Genomic DNA, 22,803 nt, shown 5'->3' with positions numbered 1-22,803 from the left:
CACCGTCCGGAAGGAAACGCCGACATGGCCTCGCGCCGCCGTACCACCGTCACAGCCCTCGCAGCGGCGGCCGTCGCCCTCGCCCTGCCGCTGACCGCCGGCTGCGGTGCGGTCGACAAGGCACTGGACTGCGTGCAGACCGCCGACTCCATAGCCGACAGCGTCACCGATCTCCAACAGGCCGTGGAGAACGCGGCGAACGATCCGACGCAGGCCGGCAAGTCCATCGACGCGATCGACAAGAACCTCGACAAGATCGGCGACAGGACGGACAACGCCGACGTCAACAAGGCCGTCGACCACCTCCGCGACGCCGTCTCCAACGTCCGCTCCGCCATCGACAAGGGCGACACGACCCCCGACCTCGGGCCGGTCACGGACGCGGCGGGCGAACTGACCAAGGTCTGCACGCCGTAGCCGGACGCGGCGCCGGGCGGCGCCCGGCACGACGGGCCGGGCGGGCAGCGGCCGAGCGGGGAGCCCCGGCCCGGCCGTCCGGGGGCGCCGGGCGGGCCTGGATACTGGTCCCATGACGCGCCTGATCCTCGCCACCCGCAACACCGGAAAGCTCACCGAGCTGCGGTCGATCCTCGCCGAAGCCGGACTCACGCATGAACTGGTCGGCGCCGACGCCTTCCCCGACATCCCCGACGTCAAGGAGACCGGCGTCACCTTCGCCGAGAACGCCCTCCTCAAGGCGCACGCCCTCGCCCGGGCGACGGGTCTCCCGGCCGTGGCCGACGACTCCGGCCTCTGCGTCGACGTCCTGAACGGCGCCCCGGGCATCTTCTCCGCCCGCTGGGCCGGCCGCCACGGCGACGACAAGGCCAACCTGGACCTCCTGCTCGCCCAGATCGCCGACATCGACGAGGCCCACCGCGGCGCGCACTTCGCCTGTGCCGCGGCACTGGCCCTGCCCGACGGTACGGAGCGCGTCGTCGAGGGCCGTCTGAACGGCACCCTCCGTCACACCCCCGCCGGCACCAACGGCTTCGGCTACGACCCGGTCCTCCAGCCGGACGGCGAGTCGCGCACCTGCGCCGAGCTGACCCCGGAGGAGAAGAACGCGATCAGCCACCGGGGCAAGGCGTTCCGGGCGCTGGCCCCGGTCGTGCGCGAGCTGCTGGCCTGACCGCGCACGCGCGGGCCCGCACGCCCCGGCCGGCAACCGCCGTGCCCATGAGCGGGCGTCGTCCGCGAGCCGCCCTGCCACGCGAAGAGGGCCGCCCCGTCAGCCGGGGCGGCCCTCATGTCGCGTGCGGCCGGAGGGACTCGAACCCTCACGGGTGTTACCCCACTGGGACCTAAACCCAGCGTGACTGCCAGTTCCACCACGGCCGCGTGCTGTCGGAACATGCTACTGGCCGGGCAGTTCGGCCGGGGCGGCAGATCCCGGGATCCTCGGATCTTCGTATCCCCGGCCTCACCCGCGGCCCGGGCATCCTCCGCTCCCACGGGGTCCTCGCGGCCGGAGGACCCTTCCGGGCCTCAGATCCCCAGATCCTTGATGATCTTGGCGACATGGCCCGTGGCCTTCACGTTGTACAGGGCCCGCTCGACCTTGCCCTCCTCGTCCACGATCACGGTGGAGCGGATGACGCCGGTCACCGTCTTGCCGTACAGCTTCTTCTCGCCGAAGGCGCCGTACGACTCCAGGACCGCCTTGTCCGGGTCGGCCAGCAGGGTGACCTTCAGGTCCTCCTTCTCGCGGAACTTGGCGAGCTTCTCCGGCTTGTCGGGCGAGATGCCGATCACGTCGTAGCCCGCGCCCGCCAGGATCTGGAGGTTGTCGGTGAAGTCGCAGGCCTGCTTGGTGCAGCCGGGAGTCAGGGCGGCCGGGTAGAAGTAGACGATGACCTTGCGGCCCTTGTGGTCGGCCAGCGAGACCTCCTTGCCGTCGGCGTCGGGCAGGGTGAAGGCCGGGGCGGTGTCACCGGGCTGGAGTCGCTCGCTCATCTCTTCGGTCTCCTCGCAGGGGGCTGGTTACGGAACGAGCGTAATGGGGGTGCCATGGGGTACGCGGACGGCGAAGCTGACAGACTGTCGAGCAGAGAGCGGAGAATCGAAGAAGTACAGCAGGACGAAGAACGCCGGACCGGACGGACAGACGCGACGTACGGCGGACAGGACTGACAGCTACGGAGGCAGCGCGGTGTCGGATACCAGGACCCCGGCGCAGATCGAGGCGGACATCAAGCGCCGGCGCGACCAGCTCGCCGAGACCCTCGACGAGATCGGCGTGCGGCTGCACCCGAGCACGATCGTGGGGGACGCGAAGGCCAGGGTCGTCTCCCACGTCGACCACACGCTGGGACGGGCGTACGTCACCGTGAACCGGGCCATCTCCGAGGTCAAGGTGCACCTGGTCAAGGAGGACGGCGCCCCCCGTCTGGAGCGGGTCGTCCCGGTGGCGCTGGTCGCGGTCGGCATCGTCGGCCTGCTGGCGTGCAGCACACGGAAGCGCAGGAAATGACCGGCCGGCCCCGGGCCCTGGGGCGACCCCAACGGCGTACGGGCACGGACGGGACAGGTAGGTTCGCAGCGTGAGCGCCAACAGGGATATGCACCCCCACCACGACAAGTTGCCCATCCGCATGCTGCACGACCGTGTGCTCGTGCGGCAGGACACCAGCGAGGGCGAGCGGCGGTCCGGCGGCGGCATCCTGATCCCGGCGACCGCGGCCGTCGGCAAGCGCCTGGCCTGGGCCGAGGTGGTCGCGGTCGGGCAGAACGTACGGACCGTGGAGCCGGGCGACCGGGTCCTGTACGACCCGGAGGACCGGGCCGAGGTCGAGGTGCGGGGCACCGCGTACGTGCTGATGCGCGAGCGTGATCTGCACGCCGTGGCCGCCGACCGGTTCGAGGGCTCCGAGGACTCGACCGGGCTCTACCTCTGACCCGACGCGTACGAAAGGCCTGGTGACGGCTGTCACCAGGCCTTTTCGTTCCCCGGGCGGGCCGCCTTGTTACCGTTGGGGTCCCCGACGAGACGCGCCGTACCGGGCGAAGGCAAAGACGACGCACCCCCTGTTGATCGCTCTTCGCCTCACGGAGGTGCCCGTCATGGCCTGGGTTCTGCTCGTCGTCGCCGGTCTGCTGGAGGTCGGCTGGTCGATCGGGATGAAGTACACCGACGGTTTCACCCGCCCCGTGCCGAGCCTCCTCACCGGCGCCGGCATCGTCGCGAGCATGCTGCTCCTGTCCTACGCCGCGAGGTCCCTGCCGATCGGCACGGCCTACGGCGTGTGGGTGGGCATAGGGGCCGCCGGCGCCGCCGTGCTCGGCATGCTGGTGCTGGGCGAACCGGCGACCACGGCCCGGATCTTCTTCGTGTGCCTGCTGCTGGTGGCGGTGGTCGGCCTCAAGGCGACCTCCGGACACCAGTAACCCGCGCGGACCCGCCCGCCCGGGACGGAGCATGCCCCGGGCGGCGGGCCGCCGACGGGAACGGCGGACCCGCAGCCGGGGACGGGCCCCACGCGGTCCGGGGACGGGCCCCGCGCAGTCCGGGGACGACCCCGCGCGCGGCGGGCCCGCCCCTCCGGCTCACTGGTCCGGCAACCCCCAGAACAGCCCCCCGTCGTCCCCGCCGTCGCCCGAGTCCGTACCGCCGTCGGCGCCGCCCCCGCCGTCCGTCGACGTGCCTTCGGTCCCGCCTTCCGCGGTTCCCGGGGACTGGCCCCCGGGGCCCGCGCTCTGGCCCTGGACCTGTCCTTCGGACTGGCCCTGGACGACTCCCTGGGACGGCCCCTGGGTCAGCCCCTGGTCCTGGCCGCCCGTGGAGCCCCGGATGTCCTGGCCGCCGGTCCGGTCGCCGCCGTCCAGGCCGCCGATGTCGCCCGGCTCCTCCGTGGGATCGCTGGGCGGGAAGGGTTCCTCGGCGCCCTGCTGGAGCTGGAGGTCGAAGTCCTGGGGCGCCCGGTCGACGAGTGCCGATCTGGTGAACTGGGCCCAGATCCGCGCCGGGAACCCGCCGCCGTTGACCCGGGACTGACCGAGGGCGCCGTACAGCGAGGTGTGTGCGCCGGTGTCCGGGTTCTGGCCCATCACCGCCACGACGGTCGCCAGATCGGGCGTGTAGCCCGCGAACCAGGCCGCCTTGTCGTCCTCGGCGGTGCCGGTCTTGCCGGCCGCGGGCCGCCCCGCCGCGAGGGCCGCGGTACCGGTGCCGCCCTCGACGACGCTCTGCAGTATCGACGTGGTCGTGTCGGCCGACTCGCGGCTCACGGCCTGCTCGACGTGCTGCTCCGGCAGCGCGACCTCCTCGCCGCCCTTGGTCACCTTCGTGACCAGCGAGTACGTCTTGTGGCTGCCGTGGTTGGCGAGCGTCCCGTACGCCTCGGCCATGTCGAGCACGCTCGCCGTCGCCGTGCCGAGCGCGATCGACGGGTACGGGCTCAGCTCGGGTGTCGCGGCGGGCAGCCCGAGGGCGACCGCGGTCGACTTGACCTTGTCCGGGCCCACGTCGACGGCCATCTGCGCGTACACGGCGTTGACGGACTTGTCCGTGGCGGTGCTCACGGAGATCGGGCCGTACGACACGTCGTCCTCGTTGCCCGGCGCGTAGGAGCTGCCGCTCCAGCCCTCCACGGGGCGCTGGTCCGTGCCGTCGTACACCGTGTTCGGGGTGATCGTCTCACCGTCCTGCGTCGTGGACTTGTTCACGACGGCGGAGGTGAACACGAACGGCTTGAAGGTGGAGCCGACTTGGTAGTCGCGGCGCGTGGCGTTGTTGACGAACTGCTTCGTGTAGTCGATGCCGCCGTACATCGCGACGACCTTGCCGGTGGCCGGGTCGACGGCGACCCCGCCCGCGCGGACGTTGCGGTCCACCTTGCGCGCCTTCTTGTCGACGTGCGCCATCAGCTGATCGTCGACGGCCTTCACGAAGTCGTCCTGCTTGGGCTTCTGGAGCGTCGTCGTGATGCGGTAGCCGCCGCCGGACGTCAGCTCGTCCTCGTCGACGATGTGATGGTCGACCAGATACTGCTTGACGGCCTCCACGACATAGCCCCGCTGCCCGGACAGACCGGTCGGCACCGTGGCCTGGCGCGGCCGCGGGAACTTCATCCCGGCCCGCTCGGCCGGGCTGAGCCAGCCCTGCTTCACCATGCCGTCGAGCACGTAGTTCCAGCGCGCCACCGCGCGGTCCGCGTTGTCGGGGTGCGCGACGACGTCATAGGCGCTCGGCGCATTGAGCAGCGCCGCCAGATACGCGCCCTGGGCCGTGTTGAGATGGAGCGCGTCGACCCCGTAGTACGCCTGCGCGGCGGCCTGGATGCCGTAGGCGTTGCGCCCGAAGTAGCTGGTGTTGAGATAGCCCTCCAGGATGTCGTCCTTGCTCTCCTCGCGGTCCAGCTTGATCGCGATGAAGAACTCCTTCGCCTTGCGGGAGAGCGTCTGTTCCTGGCCCAGGTAGTAGTTCTTCACGTACTGCTGGGTGATCGTCGAACCGGACTGCGTGCCCTTGCCCATGGCGGTGTTCCACGCGGCACGGACCATGGCCGGCGGGTCGACCGCCGACTCGGAGTAGAACTGGCGGTCCTCGGCGGCCAGCGCTGCGTACTGCACGGTCCTCGGGACCTGCGACAGGGAGACGTTCTCGCGGTTGACCTGACCGTCGCGGGCGAGCGGGGTCCCGTCGGCGTACAGATAGACGTTGCTCTGCGCGGTCGCCGCGGCGTTGGCGGGCGGAATGCTGACGACGACGTATCCGATGGCGAACGCGCCGATGACGAGCAGCAGCCCGCCCAGGCCCGTGCCGAGGGTTATGCGCCAGGTGGGCACGAAGCGCCGCCACCCGGTGCGTCTGCGCCCGGTCTGCTTCGTGTGCGAAGCCAGTCCTGCTCGCTGCCGCCCGTCGCTCATGTCTCGCGGAACTCCCGAATCGCGTTGTTACGAGTCGTACGCCCCCTGTGCCTCATTGGACACTGTCGCCCCCGGTGCCGGCTGCCCCGGGCGCCGCGTGCCGTGCCCGGAAAATGCGTGGCATCCGGCGTGCGCCTCTCGTTAGGCTCCTGCGCTTTGCCTCCGACGAAACTCCGGCGGATTCCCCGGGGGAACTTCCCGGCGGACGTCCGACGAATCTCCGACGCATCTCAGACGAATCCCTGCCGTCCTCTTCCTCACCTCCGTCCGACCTCTGCTGGACCTCTTCGGCACTCTCTGCCGACCCCTTATGGAAAGGAGGGTCTCCGTGCGCGCAGCACGGTTGTACGCGGCCGTCGCCGCGAGCGGCTTCCGGCGCCACGCGACGTACCGTACGGCCACGGCCGCCGGTGTGTTCACCAACACGGTGTTCGGCCTGATCCTGGCGTACACCTATATCGCCCTGTGGAACGAGAAGCCGCACCTCGGCGGCTACGACCAGGCCCAGGCGCTGACCTATGTCTGGCTCGGGCAGGCGCTGGCCATGGCGGTCGCCGTGCTCGGCGGCGGCTTCGAGGACGAACTCATCGAGCGGATCCGCACCGGCGATATCGCGATCGACCTGTACCGGCCCGCCGATCTGCAGGCCTGGTGGCTCGCGGGCGACGCCGGCCGGGCCCTGTTCCACCTCATCGCCCGGGGCGCCGTGCCGATGCTGTTCGGCGCGCTGTTCTTCGATCTGGCGCTGCCCGCGCGGCCCGGCGTCTGGCTGGCGTTCGCGGTCGCAGTGGCGCTCGGCGTGGTCGTCAGCTTCGCGATCCGCTACCTCGTGGCGCTGTCCGCGTTCTGGCTGCTCGACGGCGCGGGCGTCGCCCAGATCGCCTGGCTGTCGGGGCTGTTCTTCTCCGGCATGCTCCTGCCGCTGAACGTCTTCCCCGGCTCCCTCGGTGAACTGGCCCGCGCCCTGCCCTGGTCGGCGCTGCTGCAGATCCCCTCGGACGTCCTGCTCGGCAAGCACACGGGACCCGGTCTGCTGCGCGTGTACGCGTTCCAGGCGAGCTGGGCCGTGGGGCTGCTGGCGGCCGGGCGGCTGGTGCAGTCCGCCGCGACGCGACGGGTGGTGGTCCAGGGTGGCTGACACTCGTACGAGCGACATCGTGCACGCAGGTCACGGCACACGTGCGGGGGACACGACGCCCGGCGGGGCACCCGCGCGGCTCCTGGACGGACTGCGCGCGTACGCCCTGATCGCGGCGATGTGGGTCCGCTCCACGATGGCCTACCGCGCGTCCTTCGTGATGACCACGCTGGGCACCACCGTCGGATCCGCGCTGGACTTCGCCGCGATCCTGCTGATGTTCTCGCGGGTCGACCACCTCGGCGGCTACACACTGCCCGAGGTGGCGCTGCTGTACGGCTCGACGGCGACCGCGTTCGGGCTCGCCGACCTCACCCTGGGGCAGATGGACCGGCTCGGCAAGCGGGTGCGGGACGGCACGCTCGACACCCTGCTCGTCCGCCCGGCGCCGGTGCTCGCGCAGGTCGCGGCCGACCGCTTCGCGCTGCGCCGGCTCGGCCGGGTCACCCAGGGCGCCCTGGTCCTCGGGTACGCCCTCCTCTCCCTCGACATCCACTGGACGGTGGCGAAGGCGCTGACGATCCCGCTGATGCTGCTGAGCGGCGCGGGGATCTTCGGGTCGGTGTTCGTCGCGGGCGCGGCCTTCCAGTTCGTCGCGCAGGACGCGTCCGAGGTGCAGAACTCCTTCACCTACGGCGGGAACACGCTGCTGCAGTACCCGCCGACCGTCTTCGCGAAGGACCTGGTGCGCGGCGTCACCTACGCCGTGCCGCTGGCCTTCGTCAACTGGCTGCCCGCGCTGTACGTGCTGGGCCGCCCCTATCCGCTGGACCTGCCGCGGTGGCTGGCGTTCGCGCCGCCGCTGGTCGCGGCGGGCTGCTGTGCGCTCGCCGGGGTCGCCTGGCGGGCGGGACTTCGTTCGTACCGGAGCACGGGGAGCTGAGCATGACCGAGACCGTGGACCGCGCCGTCGGGGACCGCACCCCGCACCAGGGCGCCTTCATCGAACTCGACGGTGTGCGCAAGGTGTTCGACGTACGCCGCAGGACCGGCCTGCTGCGCCGCGAACGGCACGAGGTGCGGGCGGTCGACTCGCTGTCCTTCACCGTGGCGCGCGGCGAGATGGTCGGCTACATCGGGCCGAACGGCGCCGGGAAGTCGACGACCATCAAGATGCTCACCGGCATCCTCACACCGAGCGGCGGCCGGCTGCGCGTGGCGGGCATCGACCCGTCGCGGGAGCGGACGCGACTGGCCCGCCGTATCGGGGTGGTCTTCGGCCAGCGCACCACCCTCTGGTGGGATCTGCCGCTGATCGACTCCTACCGCCTGATGCACCGCATGTACCGCATCCCCGACGCCCGGTTCCGGGAGAACCTCGACCGCTGCGTGGAACTCCTCGAACTGGGCGCGCTGTTGGACGTCCCGGTCCGCCAGCTCTCCCTGGGGCAACGGATGCGGGGCGACATCGCGGCGGCGCTGCTGCACGACCCGGAGGTGCTGTACCTGGACGAGCCGACGATCGGGCTCGATGTGATCAGCAAGGCGAAGGTGCGGGAGTTCCTGCGCGACCTCAACGCATCGGCCGGCACGACGGTCCTGCTCACGACGCACGACCTGACCGACATCGAGCAGCTGTGCCACCGCGTGATGGTCATCGACCACGGCCGTCTGATGTACGACGGCCCGTTGGCGGGTCTGCACGAGGTGGGACGGAGCGAACGCACCCTCGTCGTCGATCTGGAACGCGAGCTTCCGCCGATCGAGGCGGCTCCGGCCCGGGTCGTGCGCGTCGAGGGCCCCCGCCAGTGGCTGGCGTTCCCGGCCGCGGAGTCGGCCGCACCGCTGGTGGCGCGGATCGCGGCGGAGTATCCGCTGGTCGATCTGTCGGTCCGCGAGCCGGACATCGAGGCGGTCATCGCCCGGATGTACGAGGGGGTGGCGAACCCATAGTCTGCTTCTCATGAAGGATGACCAGCCCGGCCGATCCGGCAGCGACGGGACCGGCGGATCCGCACAGCCCGCCGTCGCCGACCTGCGCGCCTCCGACGCCGACCGCGACCGTGTCGTCGAGACGCTCCGGGACGCCCTGGCCGAGGGCCGCCTCGACATGGAGGAGTTCGAGGAGCGCCTGGAGGCGACGTACAAGGCCCGTACGTACGGTGAGTTGGCGCCGATCACCCGTGATCTGCCCGCCGGCGGCGCGTCGGCCGCGCCGGTGTCGATGGTGAAGACGCCGAGCGCGCCGGCGGCGGGTGACGGCTGGTCCTCCCGCATCGGCGGCGCGGCCACGTCCACGATGGGCATCGCCATCATGTCCGGCTTCGAGCGCAAGGGCCGCTGGACCGTGCCCCGCCGCTTCGACTCCTTCGCCTTCTGGGGCGGCGGCGAGATCGACCTGCGCGAGGCGCAGTTCGAGGACCGTGAGGTCGTCATCAACTGCGTCGCGATCATGGGCGGCCTGAACGTGGTCGTCCCGCCCGGCGTCGAGGTCGTGGTCCGCGGCCTGGGCATCATGGGCGGCTTCGACCACCCCCGCGACGACGCCCCCATCGACCCCGGCGCCCCTCGCGTGATCGTCACCGGCCTCGCCCTCATGGGCGGTGTGGGCGTCCAACGCAAGGTCACCCGGGCCGAGAAGCAGCGGCTGCGCGAGGAGCGCCGCCGCGAGCGGGTGGAGCGCCGCGAGGCCCGGCGCACGGAGCTGGAGAACCACCGGGCGGACCGCCGTGAGGCCCATCAGGAGCGCCGCATGGAACGCCGTGAGGCGGCGGAGGAGCGGCGACGGGAGTGGCGGGACCGCTAGGGGGTGTCTCGCCGATCACGCCGGGCTCTGCCCGATGAGGGCCTCGGCCGGGATCCCGCACGCCCGGCTCGGTGAGGACCTGCCCGGCTCGGTGAGGGCCTGCCTCCCCGGTGAGGACCTGCCCGGCTCGGTGAGGACCTGCCCCGTCCGGTGAGGACCCGCACGGCCCGTCGCCCGTCCGCGGCCCCGCGAGCCCGGCTCCCGGACCGGCAGGTCAAAGCTCCGCCGGAGCCGCGCCCTTCAGCTCGGCCAGGTTCACCGACTCGCCCATCTTCCGGTACCCGGCGTCACTCGGGTGGAGGTGATCCCCGGAGTCGTACTGCGGCCGCAGCCGACGGGGGTTGTACGGATCGCGGACCGCACGGTCGAAGTCGACGACGGAGTCGAAGACCCGGCCGGAGCGGATCCGGGCGTTCACGGCCTGGCGGACCGCCTCGAGGCGCGGCTCGTACCCCCGGTGCCCCTCGAACGGGGTGAGCGTCGCCCCGACGACCCGGATGCCGTGCGCATGGGCCTGCCGCGTCATCTCCGTCAGCCCGGCCGTGATCTGGTCGGGGTCGGTCCGGTGCGGGTTGAGCATGATGTCGTTGATGCCGAGCGCGATCACGACGACCTTCACTCCCGTGCGTCCCAGGACGTCCCGGTCGAAGCGGGACAGCGCGCTCGGGTTGTCGGCGGGCCGCCCGCGCCCGTCGGACAGGATGCGGTTGCCGCTGATGCCCTGGTTGGCCACGCCGTAGCGCGGTGCACCGGTCGTGCCGCGGAGCCGGTCGGCGAGCACATCGGGCCACCTGCGGTCCAGGCCGATCGTCGAGGTGATGCCGTCGGTGATCGAGTCGCCGATGACGACGACCGTGCCGTCGGACTCGTTGCCGAGCACGTCCAGGGCCGTCACATACCGCCAGTAGGGGCTGCGCGCGATGTACGCGTCGCCGCTCGCATCCTGCGTACGGTCGCCGTCGGCCAGGTACGAGATCTGCCGGGCGTTGCGGTGGTACGTCACCGGACCGGACTCCAGCGGCGAGAACGTCGTCACCAGCAGGTCCGAGTCGCGCGGGACCAGCATGCGCACGGCATCGCTCATCACCTGCTCGCCGGGCGGGATGACCACGGACGTGTTGCCCGTGAAGGTCAGTCGCCGCAGGCTGCCGGCCGCGGCGGCCGCGCTGCCCGGGGCGGCCGCCACCGCGACGGATGCGTTGGTGATGGTCAGCGGCTGCTGCCCGTACAGGTTGGAGAGGGTGATGCGGGCGCTGGAACCGCCGACACTGCTGTGCACGACGTTGCGGATGGAGTGCCCCGCGTAGCCGCCCTGCTCCGTGCCCGGCTCGGCGCCGGCGGGTGCGGCGGCCCAGGAGGCGACCCATCTGCCGGCGGACGCGGGCGCCGCCGAACCCTGCGGGTGCCGGGGCTCCCCGGACAGGTCGACGCCCACGGAGCCGTCGCTGTGCGACACGCCCACATAGATGCCGCCCGACACCAGGACGACCACCGCGACGATCGCGGCGAGCAGTGCCCCATGGCGGACGCGGGACACCCCCGTCTCTTCGTCGTGACGCTCGTTCATACGGCTGGTGACTCCTCGGGCAGCAGGGAGCCCAAGGCTCCGGTGTGATGATCACCCCATGATGCGGCATGGAGCAGGAGGCACCGGACAGCGGCCCCCCGCTGACTAGACGCCGGGAACTCGTGACGCGTTCCAGAAGCCGGTCGGGAAAAGTGCGGGCCGGGCCCCGGGAGGGACCGGACCGGCGACGCGCGGCACGGCCGGGGCGCACGACGGACGCCGGACAAGGGGGTAGGAAGGGACGCGCCCAAGGGACAAAGGGACAATACGAACGGGAACGTACGGGAGCGGGCGGGAGCCGTCGCGCCGCCGGCGGTGCACCGCACGGCGGTGACGGCGGCGACGGACAGACGGGAACCGGGGGCGGGACCGGCGGAACGGGCGGAGCGCATGGAACGTACGACAGTGCAGGAACGGGCGCCGGGGCAGGGAGCCCCGGCCGTGCCCGGCGGCTTCACGTACAGCGCCGCCGACGAGGAGCGACGGCGCGGTGTGCGTCGGATGAAGACGACCGCGACCGGTCTGCTCCTCCTCGTCGCGCTCGTCTACGTCCTCGCCAAGTGGGCGCAGAACTCCGGCGCGGGCCCCTGGGCGGGCTATGTCGCCGCCGCGACCGAGGCCGGCATGGTCGGCGCGCTGGCCGACTGGTTCGCGGTGACCGCGCTGTTCCGTCGGCCGCTCGGTCTGCCGATCCCGCACACGGCGATCATCCCCACCAAGAAGGACCAGCTGGGCGTGTCGCTGGGCGACTTCGTGGGGGAGAACTTCCTCTCGTCCGACGTCGTGCGCAAACGCCTGCGCGCCGTCGGCATCGGCAGCCGCCTCGGTGCCTGGCTGGCCGAACCCGGGCACGCCGACCGGGTGACGGCGGAGCTCGCCGCCGCGCTGCGCGGCGCCCTCGCCGTGCTGCGGGACTCCGACGTCCAGGCGATCGTCGGCGAGGCCATCACACGGCGCGCCGAAGCCCAGGAGGTCGCGCCGGGCCTCGGGAAGATGCTGGAGCGGATCGTCGCGGACGGCGGGCACCGCCGGGTGGTGGACCTCGTCTGCACGCGGGCCCACGACTGGCTCGCGGAGCACGGCGACGACGTGATGGACGCCGTCCAGGGCGGCGCCCCCGGCTGGACCCCGCGTTTCGTGGACCGCAAGGTCGGCGAGCGCGTCTACAAGGAGCTGGTCCGCTTCGCCGCCGAGATGCGCGACATGCCGGGTCACCCGGCCCGGGCCGCCGTCGACCGCTTCCTCGCCGACTTCGCGAACGACCTCCAGTCCGACACGGACACCCGCGCCCGCGTCGAGCGCCTCAAGGGCGAGATCCTCGCGCGCGGCGAGGTCCAGGACCTCATCGCCTCCGCCTGGTCCGCCGTCCGCTCCATGATCGTGGCGGCCGCAGAGGACGAACGCAGCGAGCTGCGTCTGCGGGTTCGCACCTCCCTCCTCTCCCTCGGCGCCCGGCTGTCCACGGACGCGCGCCTCCAGGCCAAGGTCGACTCCTGGGTCGAGGGTGCCGCGGAGTACGTCGTCACGACCTACCGCGACGAGATCACCGCCCTGATCACGGACACCGTCGCGGGCTGGGACGCCGAGCACACCTCGAAGAAGATCGAGGCCCACATCGGCCGCGACCTGCAGTTCATCCGCATCAACGGCACGGTGGTGGGCTCGCTGGCGGGCCTGGCGATCTATACGGTGACGCGGCTGCTGGGGGCGTAGAGCCGCCGCTGCGGGGTGCGGGAGGCTATCCCCGGTGCCCCAGCACATTCACCACACGGCCCCCCGGGTCGCGTACGAAGAAGCGCCGAACTCCCCACTCCTCGTCGCGCAGTTCACGCACGATCTCCGCGCCGGATGCCCGGACCGCGGCGTACACCGTGTCGACGTCGTCGACCTCGACGCTGAAGTCCGGGATGACCGGGGCGGTCCTCTCCTCGGTGAGGAAGGAGATCTGGGCGGTGGGGTTGGACGGGGAGGCGAGCGTCATGACCCAGCCCTGGTGCATGACCTCCTCGAAGCCCAGGAGGCCGTAGAAGGAGCGGTTGTCGCTCATCGACTGCTCGGAGTCGACGGGGATGTCCGGAACGATACGACGGATGGTCATCGGCTCTGCTTCTCCTCGGAGTCGGGACAGGGGCGAAGGCCGTTCTCACCGGTGCCGCGTCAGCGTCGGCTCGTACGCCAAGTCTGCCCGGAAGCGGCTCGCCACGGCGGCCACAACGAGCACACCCAGCAGGATCAGCACGCTGAAGAAGGCCCACGCGAGCGGCCACACCGCGGCGTCCGGCTCCGGATGCGTCCGGAAGGAGACGTACATGAGGGCCGCCGGCGGGACGCCGACGAGGAGCGGAGACCACCAGAGCCGGTCCCGGCAGCCGAAGTGGACTGCCAGGATCAGGAGCGAGGCGGCCAGCAGGGCGACCCCGACCCCCGTCACCGGGGTCGTCTCCTCGACCGCTCCCGGGCTGCGCGGGCGATTCCGTAAATCCCAGGGGAGAAAGAGCAGATAGGCCCCCGAGGCCAGCGCGGCACCCAGGAGACGTACGAGCCAGCGCTCGGGCAGCGGACGGGCTGACAGTGGCTGCAGCAGCTTCTCGGTCATGACAGCGAGCCTGCCGCCGGGCGGGGGCGGGCGACAGAGTACGGATACTCAGAAGCTCCGCCGCTCCGCCGCTCCGCGCAGGACGACCGCCGCCCCGACGCACCGCGCCAGGGCTCCTTCGCCCGGGTGCCCGGACCCCTCCGCCCCGACGCCCTTGCCTCAGCGCTTGCGCCTCAGCCCCGGCGGTCGGCGACCGCCCAGGAGGCGAGCGCCACGGCGCCGGCGACGCCGAACACGGACGGCCAGGCGCCGATCTTCTTGGCCAGCGGGTGCGATCCGGCGAACGCCGCGACGTAGGCCGCGGTCAGCCCCGCGGCCGCCTTCCCCCCGGCCTCCCGCCGCCACTGCTGCGCAGCCGCGGCCCCGCCCGCCGCGAGCACGACCCCACCGAGCTGCCGCTTCTTCGTCCACCGCGCAACGGCATACCCGCCGACCAGCCCGGCGGCGGCGATGGGGGCACTGGGGATACGGGACATGGGGGACCTCCGGGCCATGGCTGAACCTGACTACTCGATCCTGAGGCTACGCCTCCCTTTTCAGGAGGGGGCAGAGCGCTACCGGGTAGGCATCCCGGGCCTTGAACGGTCACAGGTGCCCTGTTGAGGCGACGGGGGGCACCTGGGGCGCTCATGAGCGGCTGATGGGGTGTGCTTGGGGCATCCAGTGTGGTCAATACAGGACGCGTGCTGATCAATTAACGTCAAACTGAACCTCGATCTAGGCCCGATGGGCCGTGATCGGCAGCATGTTCACATGCAGAATCCTTCACGCACCTCGTCCAAGCGCATCTACTTCGGCCCGCCGCCCAACGTCGACGTTGATCAGTGGTTCAAGGGCCATGCCGAGCTGTACGCCGCCGATGTGCACCGCTTCTCCGGGCGGGGCATATCGGGTACGGCGCACGAGGGCGTCGACTCGATCGTGGCGAGTGGTGGATATGCAGCCGACCGCGATGAAGGCGATGTCGTCATCTACACGGCCATGGGGGGTGACCCGGTCGACGGGCACATCACCAAGGACCAGGAGTTGACGGGGCCCAACGCGGGGTTGGTTCTGAACGAGCGCGAGGGGCTCCCCATCCGCTTTGTTCGCGGCCTGGGAATACGTGGAGGGAAGGCTCGAGACGGGTACCAATACGCGGGCCTCTACCGTGTCGATGAGCACTGGAGCACGCGCACGGAACAGGGCCATCTGATGTGGCAGTTCCGTCTGGTTAAGGACGACGGCGAGGTGGTCCCTGACAGCGTCGAAGTCGAGACCGATGAGGACATGACCGAGGTCGAGCGTGCGGCGGCTCGCTATGTCACGGCGCAGCGACGCGTGCGGAACACCCGCGCCGCCCGCAAGATCAAGTCGCTCTACGAGAACCTGTGTCAGATATGCAGGACTCCCGTGGTGGTTGACGCAGACGGCACGCGCTACAGCGAGGGAGCTCATATCCAGGCCCTAGGCGAGCCGCACTGTGGTCCGGATATCGCGGCCAATATCCTCTGCCTCTGTCCCAACTGCCATGTGCGCTTCGATAACGGGGCCCTCCTGATCACGGATGACCTCAAGGTCGTCGATGGCTTCACCCACGCCTTGGTCGGTGAGCTCTACGTACAGCACAACCGACACCGCATCAGGGCAGAGTTCCTGGAGCAGCATCGGTCGCGCTGGGCCGATCGGAGTGGGGGCTTCTGACGTCACCGGTGTGACGGTCAGAAGCCCCGGAATCGTTGGGGGAGTCGGGATCGGCGCACGCCTGCTGCGTTCAGGCGTTCGCCCCGTGGCACTCCCCATACCCCCGCCCCGACCCGCACCAGCAGGTGGCGGTCCGCTGCGGGGGCCAGGGTTCTGCGCGGCCGCGGGCGGCCAGGGTGGTCGTGTACTGCGGGAGCAGGGACGCGTCCGTGGGGGACGCGGACTCCGAGGCCGCGAAGGCCTCGTAGGAGGGGACCGTGGCGCTGACGATGCCGAGGTTGGGGGTGCCGGAGGCGGCGAGTTCGCGGAGGGAGGACTCTATGGTGGCCAAGTGGGCCTCGTGGGAGGGGTACTCGGCGGCCAGGGCCGGGTAGTCGGCGAGGAGTTCGGTGAGTTCCCCGGCCGGCCAGTGGAGGACGGCCACCGGGAACGGGCGCGACAACGCCTCGCGGTACGTGCCGAGTTCGGCGCGCAGGCGGGAGATCTCGGCGCGGAGCTCGGCGGGGTTGTCGGAGCCGAGGGACCAGACGCGGTTGGGGTCGTGGAGTTCGTCGAGCGGGACCGGGGCCGTGTGGACCGTGTCCGCCAGGGCGTCCCAGGTGTCGTGCGACGCGCCCAGCATGCGGCGCACCCGGTGGCGGCCGAAGAGGACGGGGTGGGTCGCCTGCGGCGGTGTGCCGGGCTCGTCCCCGTCGGGCAGCAGCAGGGTCGCCGCCTCCGTGAACGTCTCGTGCGCCATCTCCAGCTCGTCGTGGGACTCGAGCGTCTCCGCGACGATCACCCAGGGCTCCGGGGTGCGGGGCGCGGCCACCCGTACGCCCTCGATGATCGCCCGTGCCTCCGCCTCGTGGCCGTACTCCCAGAGGTTCGCCGCCTTGAGGGCCTTCACCAGATGCGGGTTGTCCAGCGGGGTGGAGGAGGCGTCGGACAGCAGGCGGTCGTAGAGCGCAGTCGCCCTGACGCGGTCGCCCGCCAGTTCCAGGTGGGCCGCCGCTGTGAGCAGCAGTTGCTCCGCGTCCTCCGGGTAGCGGCCGGCTGTGCGCTCGAGGCGGTCGGCTTCCGCGGTGTGGTCGACGTTGTCCGCGTGGTCTGTGGCAGGCGTGTCGGGGCGCATGACTGACACCGTACTGCCGTACCCGGCCATGAGCGCAGGACTGTTCGTGTGCGGTGCGGCACGGTCGGGATTCGCCCCGTCGCCGGGTCTGATTCGTCCGGTGATGTGGCTGGTCTGTTGTGCCGGGAGCGCCTATCGTGCCGCCGGATCGCGGCCGGGCGGCCCGGTGGCGGGCGGGAGGTGCCGGCATGCGGCGCGGGAAGCGGATTCCGGTCGTCTCGCAGCGCGGACGGCGCCGCCGTGCCCGGCTCGTTCGCGCCCTCTGGAACGGCGCCGAGGTGACCGTCACCGTCGGCGTCATGCTGCTTCTCCTCGTGGTGCACCAGCTCTGGTGGACCAACCGGGAGGCGAAGCAGGGCGCGGAGCGCAAGGTCGAGGCCCTGGAGAGGGAGTGGGGCGGGTCCGCGGGCACGTCGGGCGGTTCCGGCGCCCGGGGCGGGTCGGCGGACGACGGCGGTTCCGGCGGCGGAGGGGGTTCCGTGCGCGCCGGCGGGTCCGGCGCGTCCCCGGCGGGCGGCGGTGCCGGCGTACCGCGCCCCCGCTGGGACCAGGCGTACGCCGTGCTCAGCATTCCCCGCCTCGGGCTTCGCGCGCCGGTGGCGGAGGGGGTGAGCAAGCAGAACGTCCTCAACCACGGGTACGTCGGGCACTACCCGGGGACCGCCCAGCCCGGGCAGGCCGGGAACTTCGCCCTCGCCGGGCACCGGAACACCCACGGCGAGCCCTTCCGCTACATCAACCGGCTCCGCAGGGGGGACGAGGTCGCCGTCGAGACCGAGCGGGCGATCTACACCTACGTCGTGGACGAGGAGCTTCCGCAGACCTCGCCCGGTGACGGCGCCGTGATCGCGCCCGTGCCGCGCAGCCGGGTCCGGCCGGGCCACGGCTACACCGAGCCCGGCTACTACATCACGCTCACCACCTGCACTCCCGAGTACACCTCCCGGTACCGGCTGGTGGTGTGGGGGAAGCTGCGGTCCATGCGGCCGAGGTAGCCGCAGGCCGACCCTCCCGGATGTGTCCGGAAGGCTCGGCCAGGGGCCGCCGTGCGGCGACCCGCATCGGGCCTCCCGGCGGCTACCGGGGTCCGGCGCCCCCGGTGCCGGCGCGAAGAGGGGTGCGCTCCCGCAGCGCCAGCACCGCGACGCCCGCGAGCACGCCCAGTCCGGCCGACACGAGCAGGGCGACGTCCGCGCCGTGGCCCAGCGCGCCGGTGCCGGTCGACACGGCGATGACGAGGGCGACGCCGGCCGATGAGCCGATGTAGCGGGCCGTGTTGTTGGCGCCCGAGCCCATGGCGGCGCGCTCGGGCGGGACGGACTCGACGGCGAGCAGCGGGAGGGCGGCGTTGAGGAGGCCGCTGCCCGCGCCCGCGACGAGCAGGCCGGGAAGCAGCGCGGTCCAGGAGTGGCCGAGCCAGGCGTGCCCGGCCCATGCGCTGCCGAGCCACGAGTCGCCGGATGCCGCGCCGAGCATGCTCAGGACGCCGGCGCTGTGCAGGGCGAACCCGAGGGCCAGCTGGTGGCGGGCCGACACCCGACCGGCCAGTCGCCTGGCCTGCAGGGCGACCACGAAGGACACCCCCGACCAGAGGGCCAGCAGGAGCGCGGTGCCGATCGCGGACATGCCGAGCGTCTGCCGCAGCACCGTCGGGAGGAAGCTGAACAGGCCGATCACCGCCAGGCCCGTGAAGAGTGCTCCCGCGGAGGCGGCGAGGAACGGCGGTCGCCGCAGCAGGCCCAGGTCGATCACGGGAGTGGCCGCGCGGCGCTCGACCAGGGTGAAGACGCCGGTCAGGACGACGGAGGCCGCGAGCAGGACGGCCACCCGTACGTTCAGCCAGCCGTCGCGGCCCAGGGTGAGTGCGCCCAGCAGGGCGACGAGCGCCAGGGCGAAGGTGACCGCGCCCGCGAGGTCGGGGCGGCCCCCGCGCGGCGCCCGTGACTCCGTCAGCACCCGCGCGCCCGCCCCGGCGACCACGAGCGCGGCGACGCCGAGCAGTGCGTACGCCGCGCGCCACTGGACCGTCGCGATCCCGCCCGCGAGGAGCGGGCCGATCGCGATGCCGCCGCTCACGAACGCGCCCCACACACCCGTGGCCCGGATCCTGCCGTGCGCCGTGGGGAAGGCGTGCACCAGCAGTCCGAGACTGCTCGCCAGCACCGCGGCGCTCGCCGCGCCCTGTGCCACGCGGGCCAGCGTGAACAGCCAGGTGGTCGAGGCCAGCGCGCCCAGCGCCGTGGTCAGGCCGAGGGCGGCCGTGCCGGTGAGGAAGATCCGGCGGCGGCCGTGGTCGTCGGCCAGGCTGCCCGCGATCAGGAGCAGGGCGGCGAGGCCGAGCGGCGCGCCGTTGAGCAGCCAGGCCTGGGCGGAGACCGGGGTGTGCAGGGCCGCGGCCGTGTCCGGGAGCGTGACCATCGGGGCGGTGTAGTTCATCAGCGCGACGGCGGTCGCGGCGGACGTGACGGCCAGGGTCGCGCCGGGGCGCCCGGCCGGGCGCGGTGCTTCCCCGACGGGACCGGCGGCCTGTCGGGCAGGCGCGGCGGCCTTCCGGGCGGCCGCGGTGGGCTTCCCGGCCGTCGGCCTGTCGGCCTCCCCGACCGGCGCCGTTGCTCCTCGGGCCGCTTCCCGGGCCGTCTCCTGCGCCGTCCCGGTCGCTTCCCGGGCGGTCTCCTGGGCCGTCCCGGCCGCTTCCCGGGCCGGCTCTCCGCCCGCCCGGGTCTGCTCGGTGGGGCTGGAGTCCTCGGTCGAGGCGAAGGCCTCGGCGGACGTGGGCCGTGACATGGGGTTGCCCCTTCAGGACGGGAGTGTGCGAGTGCGAGTGCCGGACGGGTGGTGGTCGGACGGGCCAGGGCGCGAGTCGCGCGGCGTCCCGCCGTCCACCTACTGGGTTCGTTCAATGAACTTGTGCGTCGTTCCGACCGTAGCACCTAAAGTTCGTTCATTGAACCGGAGCGGCGGAAACTGGCTACAGTGGAGGGCATGGCTCTCGGCAAGGACTACGCCTCGCAGGAATGCACCATCGCCCGCGCTCTCGAAGTGGTCGGCGAGCGCTGGACCCTGCTCGTCATGCGCGACGCCCTGTACGGCGTGCGGCGCTACAACGACTTCCTCGTCCACCTCGGCATCCCGCGCGCCGTCCTGGCCGCCCGCCTCCAGGCGCTGACCGCCGCGGGACTGCTCGAGAAGCGGCGGTACCAGCAGTCGCCGCCGCGCGACGAGTACGTCGTCACCGAGGCCGGCCAGGCCGTGTGGCCGACCCTGCGGGCGCTGAGCGTCTTCGGGCGCGAGTACTGTTCCGACGGCACGCGGCTGCGCTTCTTCCGGCACGCCACCTGCGGCACGGAACTCGGCCCTTACGGCGAGTGCCCCGCCTGCGCAACCGTCGTGCCCCTCGAGGACGTCCTCATGGTGCCGGGCCCGGGACTCGATCCGGAACCGGCGGATCCGGTGAGCCGGGTGCTGGCGCAGCCGCGCCGGCTTCTGACGCCGGTCGTCACGGACCCGTCCGCCGGGGGGACGTCGGGGACGGACGCCGTCGATCGGTTCCCCGCCGATCAGGTATAACGGCAAGGACGTATGCAGGCGTACGTGAGGAACGTACGCACAGGAACGCGCCGGCGGGAACGCCCGGCGCAGCGAGAGAGCACGAAGGAGGGCACCCGGTGCGGAACTGTTCCACGGCCGTGCGGCCCGCCCTGCTGTTCTTCTTCCTGATCGTCGAGACGCTTCTCGTCGACACCGGAAGCCTCTCCGCCGCCGTCGCCCTCGCCGCCACCGCAGCGGCCGGTTCCGCACTCGCCGCCTGCACGCTGCTCGCGGCGCGCTGCGCGCCCGCCGTGCCGCCCACCCGGGTGCGCACCGCCATCCGGGACCGTGAACAGCGCACGGCCTTCCTGCCGCAGCGCGATCCCGACGCCTCGGGGCGCACGCGTCCCCGAGCACCCGGATTCCTCTCTCCGACGGCCGTCGCCTAGGACCCCGCCCCGCATCACGGCGAGTCCTCCGGGCGGCCCGGCCCGTCGTGCCGACGTCCATTCGTCCTTTTCCGGAGCGAACTGCCCCTGCCCCGGCGTGACGCGCTCACGCACCCGGCACGGCCTGATCCCGCTCCGGCACGACGCCCTCGGAGGGCTCACCCATGTCCGTTTTCGCCCACCTGGTCGAGCGGCTCGCCGACCTGCTCCAGCCGCTCTTCCACGCCTCCGCGGCAGCCGCCGCGATCGTCCTGTTCACCGCGGTCGTACGTCTCCTGGTCCACCCCCTGTCGCGGGCCGCCGCCCGCGGGCAGAAGGAGCGGGCCAAGCTCTCGCCGCAGATCGCGGAGCTGCGCACGAAGCACAAGAACGACCCAGAGAAGCTCCAGAAGGCGATCCTCGAGCTGCACGCCCGGGAGAAGGTCTCCCCGCTCTCGGGCTGTCTGCCGTCCCTCTTCCAGCTCCCGGCCTTCTTCCTCCTCTACCACCTGTTCTCCAGCGGCACGATCGGCGGCAAGCCGAACGAACTCCTCGGGCACACGCTCCTCGCGGCGCCGCTGGGCGGCAGGTGGGCCGACGCGCTGAGCGACGGCGGGGTGTTCGGGGCCGGAGGGCTGGTCTACCTCGCGCTGTTCGCCGTGGTCGCCGCCGTCGCCACCTTCAACTACCGCCGCTCCAAGCAGCAGATGGCGAACGCCGGCAGCGCGCTGCCGACGGGCGCGGCCGCCGACGGGCAGCAGGTGCCCGGAGTCGGTGCCATCACCAAGCTGATGCCGTTCATGTCGTACATGACGCTGTTCACGGTGGCGTTCGTCCCGCTGGCCGCCGCGCTGTACGTCGTCACCAGCACGACGTGGAGCGCGGTCGAACGGGCCGTGCTGTACCGGGACATGCCGACGGGCGCCGGCGCCGGTGCGGGAGCGCTGGCCGCGGGCCTCTGACACCGGCTGCCCGGGGCAGGTGCCGGGCAGGTGGGGGCGGCGGCGTCGGGCCGTACGCCGTCGCCCCCTCCCGCACCGGGCCACACATCCGTACCGGGCCCGCGCGCCGTCATTACGGTCCAGTACGTGAACGGGGTATTGCGGACTGGACTGTCGGCTTGGAGGATCGACCAATCACCCGATGGCCGCAACCCATCGGCCGGGCCGCGCTCGATCAGGGGAGCGCTCGACCAGAGGGAGTCAGACCATGAAGCTGCTGCGTGTCGGAACCGCAGGGGCGGAGCGCCCCGCGCTCCTCGACGCGGACGGGACCGTCCGGGACCTGTCCGGCCTCGTCGCGGACATCGACGGTGACCTGCTCGCCGACGAGGCGGCCATCGGCCGGATCAGGGCCGCCGCCGAGTCCGGCGAGCTGCCCGCGCTCGACGCCGAGGGGCTGCGCGTCGGCCCGCCCGTGGGCCGTATCGGCAAAGTCGTGTGCATCGGGCTGAACTACCACGACCACGCGGCCGAGACCGGTGCCCAGCCGCCCGCCGAACCCGTGGTCTTCCTCAAGGCCGCGGACACCGTGGTCGGTCCCCATGACACCGTGCTCGTACCGCGCTCGTCGGAGAAGACCGACTGGGAGGTCGAGCTGGCCGTCGTCATCGGCCGGACCGCGCGGTACGTGGAGTCGGACGAGGAGGCGCTCGCGCACGTCGCCGGGTACGCGATCTCGAACGACGTGTCCGAGCGCGAGTTCCAGATCGAACGCGGCGGCACCTGGGACAAGGGCAAGAACTGCGAGACCTTCAACCCCATCGGACCGTGGCTCGTCACGGCCGACGAGGTCGCCGACCCGCAGGACCTCCCGCTGAGGCTCTGGGTCAACGGCGAGCTCAAGCAGGACGGCAGCACCCGCGACCAGATCTTCCCGGTGGCCGAGGTCGTGCGGTACGTGAGCAGGTTCATGACCCTGTACCCGGGCGATGTCATCAACACGGGCACACCGGCCGGCGTCGCGATGGGGCGTCCGGAGCCCAAGCCGTATCTGCGCGCGGGCGACGTGGTCGAGCTGGAGATCGCCGGTCTCGGCCGGCAGCGTCAGGAGTTCGCGGACGCGTAGTCCAGTGGCGCCCCGGAGAGGGCCGGGCCCCGGCGATATTCGGATGATCCGCGCCGGGGCCTCTGCCT

At 72.0% G+C, this 22,803-nt stretch carries 24 protein-coding genes, 1 tRNA gene and 1 riboswitch; of the genes, 16 read left to right on the top strand and 9 right to left on the bottom strand.

Features of this window, described 5'->3' with window-relative positions; translation table 11 throughout:
* The first annotated feature begins 24 nt into the window (after positions 1-24).
* Positions 25-417: a hypothetical protein gene (locus ACWCP6_RS15570; protein WP_450932946.1), complete on the top strand. Its 393-nt coding sequence runs from the start codon at positions 25-27 to the stop codon at positions 415-417.
* Between the two features lie 112 nt (positions 418-529).
* Positions 530-1,132 (top strand): RdgB/HAM1 family non-canonical purine NTP pyrophosphatase, encoded by a 603-nt coding sequence (gene rdgB / locus ACWCP6_RS15565; RefSeq protein ID WP_450932945.1) that lies wholly within the window; start codon positions 530-532, stop codon positions 1,130-1,132.
* Positions 1,133-1,257: 125 nt separating this feature from the next.
* Here rdgB and ACWCP6_RS15560 read toward each other — a convergent pair.
* Positions 1,258-1,341: transfer RNA gene (locus ACWCP6_RS15560), tRNA-Leu, on the bottom strand.
* A gap of 147 nt (positions 1,342-1,488) precedes the next feature.
* Complete coding sequence (bcp, locus tag ACWCP6_RS15555) at positions 1,489-1,956, bottom strand: thioredoxin-dependent thiol peroxidase (RefSeq protein ID WP_450932944.1); 468 nt, start codon at positions 1,954-1,956, stop codon at positions 1,489-1,491.
* 196 nt (positions 1,957-2,152) lie between these two features.
* On the opposite strand from bcp, the gene ACWCP6_RS15550 reads away from it, so the two are divergent.
* From ACWCP6_RS15550 to ACWCP6_RS15540, 3 genes are all read left to right on the top strand, one after another.
* Positions 2,153-2,473 (top strand): DUF3618 domain-containing protein, encoded by a 321-nt coding sequence (locus ACWCP6_RS15550; protein ID WP_450932943.1) that lies wholly within the window; start codon positions 2,153-2,155, stop codon positions 2,471-2,473.
* An 88-nt stretch (positions 2,474-2,561) separates the two neighbouring features.
* Positions 2,562-2,897 (top strand): GroES family chaperonin, encoded by a 336-nt coding sequence (locus tag ACWCP6_RS15545; protein ID WP_450933061.1) that lies wholly within the window; start codon positions 2,562-2,564, stop codon positions 2,895-2,897.
* Positions 2,898-2,956: 59 nt separating this feature from the next.
* Positions 2,957-3,025: riboswitch (guanidine-III (ykkC-III) riboswitch) on the top strand.
* Between the two features lie 38 nt (positions 3,026-3,063).
* A complete protein-coding gene (locus tag ACWCP6_RS15540; RefSeq protein WP_450932942.1) occupies positions 3,064-3,387 on the top strand; it encodes a DMT family transporter in 324 nt (107 codons plus the stop codon).
* A gap of 159 nt (positions 3,388-3,546) precedes the next feature.
* Here ACWCP6_RS15540 and ACWCP6_RS15535 read toward each other — a convergent pair whose 3' ends face one another.
* A complete protein-coding gene (locus tag ACWCP6_RS15535) occupies positions 3,547-5,868 on the bottom strand; it encodes a transglycosylase domain-containing protein (RefSeq protein WP_450932941.1) in 2,322 nt (773 codons plus the stop codon).
* 310 nt (positions 5,869-6,178) lie between these two features.
* Here ACWCP6_RS15535 and ACWCP6_RS15530 point away from each other — a divergent pair, with 310 nt between their 5' ends.
* Genes ACWCP6_RS15530 through ACWCP6_RS15515 form a run of 4 tightly spaced genes read left to right on the top strand, consistent with a single transcriptional unit; the run spans position 6,179 to position 9,752 of the window.
* Positions 6,179-7,006 carry an ABC transporter permease gene (locus tag ACWCP6_RS15530; protein WP_450932940.1) on the top strand — a complete coding sequence of 276 codons (828 nt, stop codon included), beginning with the start codon at positions 6,179-6,181 and terminating at the stop codon, positions 7,004-7,006.
* A 19-nt stretch (positions 7,007-7,025) separates the two neighbouring features.
* Positions 7,026-7,889 carry an ABC transporter permease gene (locus ACWCP6_RS15525; RefSeq protein WP_450933060.1) on the top strand — a complete coding sequence of 288 codons (864 nt, stop codon included), beginning with the start codon at positions 7,026-7,028 and terminating at the stop codon, positions 7,887-7,889.
* A gap of 2 nt (positions 7,890-7,891) precedes the next feature.
* Positions 7,892-8,899, top strand: coding sequence for an ABC transporter ATP-binding protein (locus tag ACWCP6_RS15520; RefSeq protein WP_450932939.1), 1,008 nt, complete (start codon positions 7,892-7,894; stop codon positions 8,897-8,899).
* A 10-nt stretch (positions 8,900-8,909) separates the two neighbouring features.
* Positions 8,910-9,752 (top strand): DUF1707 SHOCT-like domain-containing protein, encoded by an 843-nt coding sequence (locus ACWCP6_RS15515; RefSeq protein WP_450932938.1) that lies wholly within the window; start codon positions 8,910-8,912, stop codon positions 9,750-9,752.
* Between the two features lie 214 nt (positions 9,753-9,966).
* Here the strand turns inward: ACWCP6_RS15515 and ACWCP6_RS15510 are convergent, their stop codons facing one another.
* Positions 9,967-11,319, bottom strand: a complete 1,353-nt coding sequence (locus tag ACWCP6_RS15510) for an SGNH/GDSL hydrolase family protein (protein WP_450932937.1) — start codon at positions 11,317-11,319, stop codon at positions 9,967-9,969.
* Between the two features lie 390 nt (positions 11,320-11,709).
* On the opposite strand from ACWCP6_RS15510, the gene ACWCP6_RS15505 reads away from it, so the two are divergent.
* The gene (locus tag ACWCP6_RS15505) at positions 11,710-13,032 is read left to right on the top strand and encodes a DUF445 domain-containing protein (protein WP_450932936.1); all 1,323 of its coding nucleotides are present in this window, start codon (positions 11,710-11,712) and stop codon (positions 13,030-13,032) included.
* Between the two features lie 25 nt (positions 13,033-13,057).
* Here the strand turns inward: ACWCP6_RS15505 and ACWCP6_RS15500 are convergent, their stop codons facing one another.
* The 3 genes from ACWCP6_RS15500 to ACWCP6_RS15490 all read right to left on the bottom strand — a co-directional run bounded on the left by ACWCP6_RS15500 (position 13,058) and on the right by ACWCP6_RS15490 (position 14,391).
* On the bottom strand, positions 13,058-13,417 hold the full coding sequence (locus tag ACWCP6_RS15500; protein WP_450932935.1) for a VOC family protein: 360 nt from the start codon (positions 13,415-13,417) through the stop codon (positions 13,058-13,060).
* A gap of 45 nt (positions 13,418-13,462) precedes the next feature.
* Positions 13,463-13,915 carry a hypothetical protein gene (locus ACWCP6_RS15495; RefSeq protein WP_450932934.1) on the bottom strand — a complete coding sequence of 151 codons (453 nt, stop codon included), beginning with the start codon at positions 13,913-13,915 and terminating at the stop codon, positions 13,463-13,465.
* Between the two features lie 173 nt (positions 13,916-14,088).
* The gene (locus ACWCP6_RS15490) at positions 14,089-14,391 is read right to left on the bottom strand and encodes a hypothetical protein (RefSeq protein WP_450932933.1); all 303 of its coding nucleotides are present in this window, start codon (positions 14,389-14,391) and stop codon (positions 14,089-14,091) included.
* A 277-nt stretch (positions 14,392-14,668) separates the two neighbouring features.
* Here ACWCP6_RS15490 and ACWCP6_RS15485 point away from each other — a divergent pair, with 277 nt between their 5' ends.
* Positions 14,669-15,598 carry a YDG/SRA domain-containing protein gene (locus tag ACWCP6_RS15485; RefSeq protein WP_450932932.1) on the top strand — a complete coding sequence of 310 codons (930 nt, stop codon included), beginning with the start codon at positions 14,669-14,671 and terminating at the stop codon, positions 15,596-15,598.
* Between the two features lie 70 nt (positions 15,599-15,668).
* On the opposite strand, the gene ACWCP6_RS15480 is transcribed toward ACWCP6_RS15485, so the two are convergent.
* The gene (locus ACWCP6_RS15480) at positions 15,669-16,712 is read right to left on the bottom strand and encodes an SEC-C domain-containing protein (protein WP_450932931.1); all 1,044 of its coding nucleotides are present in this window, start codon (positions 16,710-16,712) and stop codon (positions 15,669-15,671) included.
* Between the two features lie 188 nt (positions 16,713-16,900).
* Here ACWCP6_RS15480 and ACWCP6_RS15475 point away from each other — a divergent pair, with 188 nt between their 5' ends.
* Positions 16,901-17,707 carry a class E sortase gene (locus ACWCP6_RS15475; protein WP_450932930.1) on the top strand — a complete coding sequence of 269 codons (807 nt, stop codon included), beginning with the start codon at positions 16,901-16,903 and terminating at the stop codon, positions 17,705-17,707.
* Positions 17,708-17,789: 82 nt separating this feature from the next.
* Here the strand turns inward: ACWCP6_RS15475 and ACWCP6_RS15470 are convergent, their stop codons facing one another.
* A complete protein-coding gene (locus ACWCP6_RS15470) occupies positions 17,790-19,496 on the bottom strand; it encodes an MFS transporter (RefSeq protein ID WP_450932929.1) in 1,707 nt (568 codons plus the stop codon).
* Positions 19,497-19,694: 198 nt separating this feature from the next.
* Here ACWCP6_RS15470 and ACWCP6_RS15465 point away from each other — a divergent pair, with 198 nt between their 5' ends.
* From ACWCP6_RS15465 to ACWCP6_RS15450, 4 genes are all read left to right on the top strand, one after another.
* Complete coding sequence (locus tag ACWCP6_RS15465) at positions 19,695-20,279, top strand: winged helix-turn-helix transcriptional regulator (RefSeq protein WP_450932928.1); 585 nt, start codon at positions 19,695-19,697, stop codon at positions 20,277-20,279.
* 98 nt (positions 20,280-20,377) lie between these two features.
* Positions 20,378-20,689, top strand: coding sequence for a DUF6412 domain-containing protein (locus ACWCP6_RS15460; RefSeq protein WP_450932927.1), 312 nt, complete (start codon positions 20,378-20,380; stop codon positions 20,687-20,689).
* Positions 20,690-20,853: 164 nt separating this feature from the next.
* The gene (locus tag ACWCP6_RS15455) at positions 20,854-21,630 is read left to right on the top strand and encodes a YidC/Oxa1 family membrane protein insertase (protein WP_450932926.1); all 777 of its coding nucleotides are present in this window, start codon (positions 20,854-20,856) and stop codon (positions 21,628-21,630) included.
* Between the two features lie 247 nt (positions 21,631-21,877).
* Positions 21,878-22,735, top strand: a complete 858-nt coding sequence (locus ACWCP6_RS15450) for a fumarylacetoacetate hydrolase family protein (RefSeq protein ID WP_450932925.1) — start codon at positions 21,878-21,880, stop codon at positions 22,733-22,735.
* Positions 22,736-22,803: the final 68 nt, after the last annotated feature.

The organism is Streptomyces sp. NPDC002004 (genome assembly GCF_053593975.1).
The sequence above is the reverse complement of the archived record's forward strand: the minus strand, read 5'-3'. Positions and strand labels throughout refer to the sequence as shown.

Coding starts and splice junctions, on each gene's coding strand:
- ACWCP6_RS15545 (WP_450933061.1), top strand. CDS start 2,562: ATGCACCCCCACCACGACAAGTTGCCCATCCGCATGCTGCACGACCGT.
- ACWCP6_RS15480 (WP_450932931.1), bottom strand. CDS start 16,712: ATGCGCCCCGACACGCCTGCCACAGACCACGCGGACAACGTCGACCAC.
- ACWCP6_RS15455 (WP_450932926.1), top strand. CDS start 20,854: ATGTCCGTTTTCGCCCACCTGGTCGAGCGGCTCGCCGACCTGCTCCAG.
- ACWCP6_RS15535 (WP_450932941.1), bottom strand. CDS start 5,868: ATGAGCGACGGGCGGCAGCGAGCAGGACTGGCTTCGCACACGAAGCAG.
- ACWCP6_RS15505 (WP_450932936.1), top strand. CDS start 11,710: ATGGAACGTACGACAGTGCAGGAACGGGCGCCGGGGCAGGGAGCCCCG.
- ACWCP6_RS15540 (WP_450932942.1), top strand. CDS start 3,064: ATGGCCTGGGTTCTGCTCGTCGTCGCCGGTCTGCTGGAGGTCGGCTGG.
- ACWCP6_RS15570 (WP_450932946.1), top strand. CDS start 25: ATGGCCTCGCGCCGCCGTACCACCGTCACAGCCCTCGCAGCGGCGGCC.
- ACWCP6_RS15495 (WP_450932934.1), bottom strand. CDS start 13,915: ATGACCGAGAAGCTGCTGCAGCCACTGTCAGCCCGTCCGCTGCCCGAG.
- ACWCP6_RS15485 (WP_450932932.1), top strand. CDS start 14,669: ATGCAGAATCCTTCACGCACCTCGTCCAAGCGCATCTACTTCGGCCCG.
- bcp (WP_450932944.1), bottom strand. CDS start 1,956: ATGAGCGAGCGACTCCAGCCCGGTGACACCGCCCCGGCCTTCACCCTG.
- ACWCP6_RS15515 (WP_450932938.1), top strand. CDS start 8,910: ATGAAGGATGACCAGCCCGGCCGATCCGGCAGCGACGGGACCGGCGGA.
- ACWCP6_RS15470 (WP_450932929.1), bottom strand. CDS start 19,496: ATGTCACGGCCCACGTCCGCCGAGGCCTTCGCCTCGACCGAGGACTCC.
- ACWCP6_RS15490 (WP_450932933.1), bottom strand. CDS start 14,391: ATGTCCCGTATCCCCAGTGCCCCCATCGCCGCCGCCGGGCTGGTCGGC.
- rdgB (WP_450932945.1), top strand. CDS start 530: ATGACGCGCCTGATCCTCGCCACCCGCAACACCGGAAAGCTCACCGAG.
- ACWCP6_RS15510 (WP_450932937.1), bottom strand. CDS start 11,319: ATGAACGAGCGTCACGACGAAGAGACGGGGGTGTCCCGCGTCCGCCAT.
- ACWCP6_RS15530 (WP_450932940.1), top strand. CDS start 6,179: ATGGAAAGGAGGGTCTCCGTGCGCGCAGCACGGTTGTACGCGGCCGTC.
- ACWCP6_RS15520 (WP_450932939.1), top strand. CDS start 7,892: ATGACCGAGACCGTGGACCGCGCCGTCGGGGACCGCACCCCGCACCAG.
- ACWCP6_RS15450 (WP_450932925.1), top strand. CDS start 21,878: ATGAAGCTGCTGCGTGTCGGAACCGCAGGGGCGGAGCGCCCCGCGCTC.
- ACWCP6_RS15465 (WP_450932928.1), top strand. CDS start 19,695: ATGGCTCTCGGCAAGGACTACGCCTCGCAGGAATGCACCATCGCCCGC.
- ACWCP6_RS15500 (WP_450932935.1), bottom strand. CDS start 13,417: ATGACCATCCGTCGTATCGTTCCGGACATCCCCGTCGACTCCGAGCAG.
- ACWCP6_RS15475 (WP_450932930.1), top strand. CDS start 16,901: ATGCGGCGCGGGAAGCGGATTCCGGTCGTCTCGCAGCGCGGACGGCGC.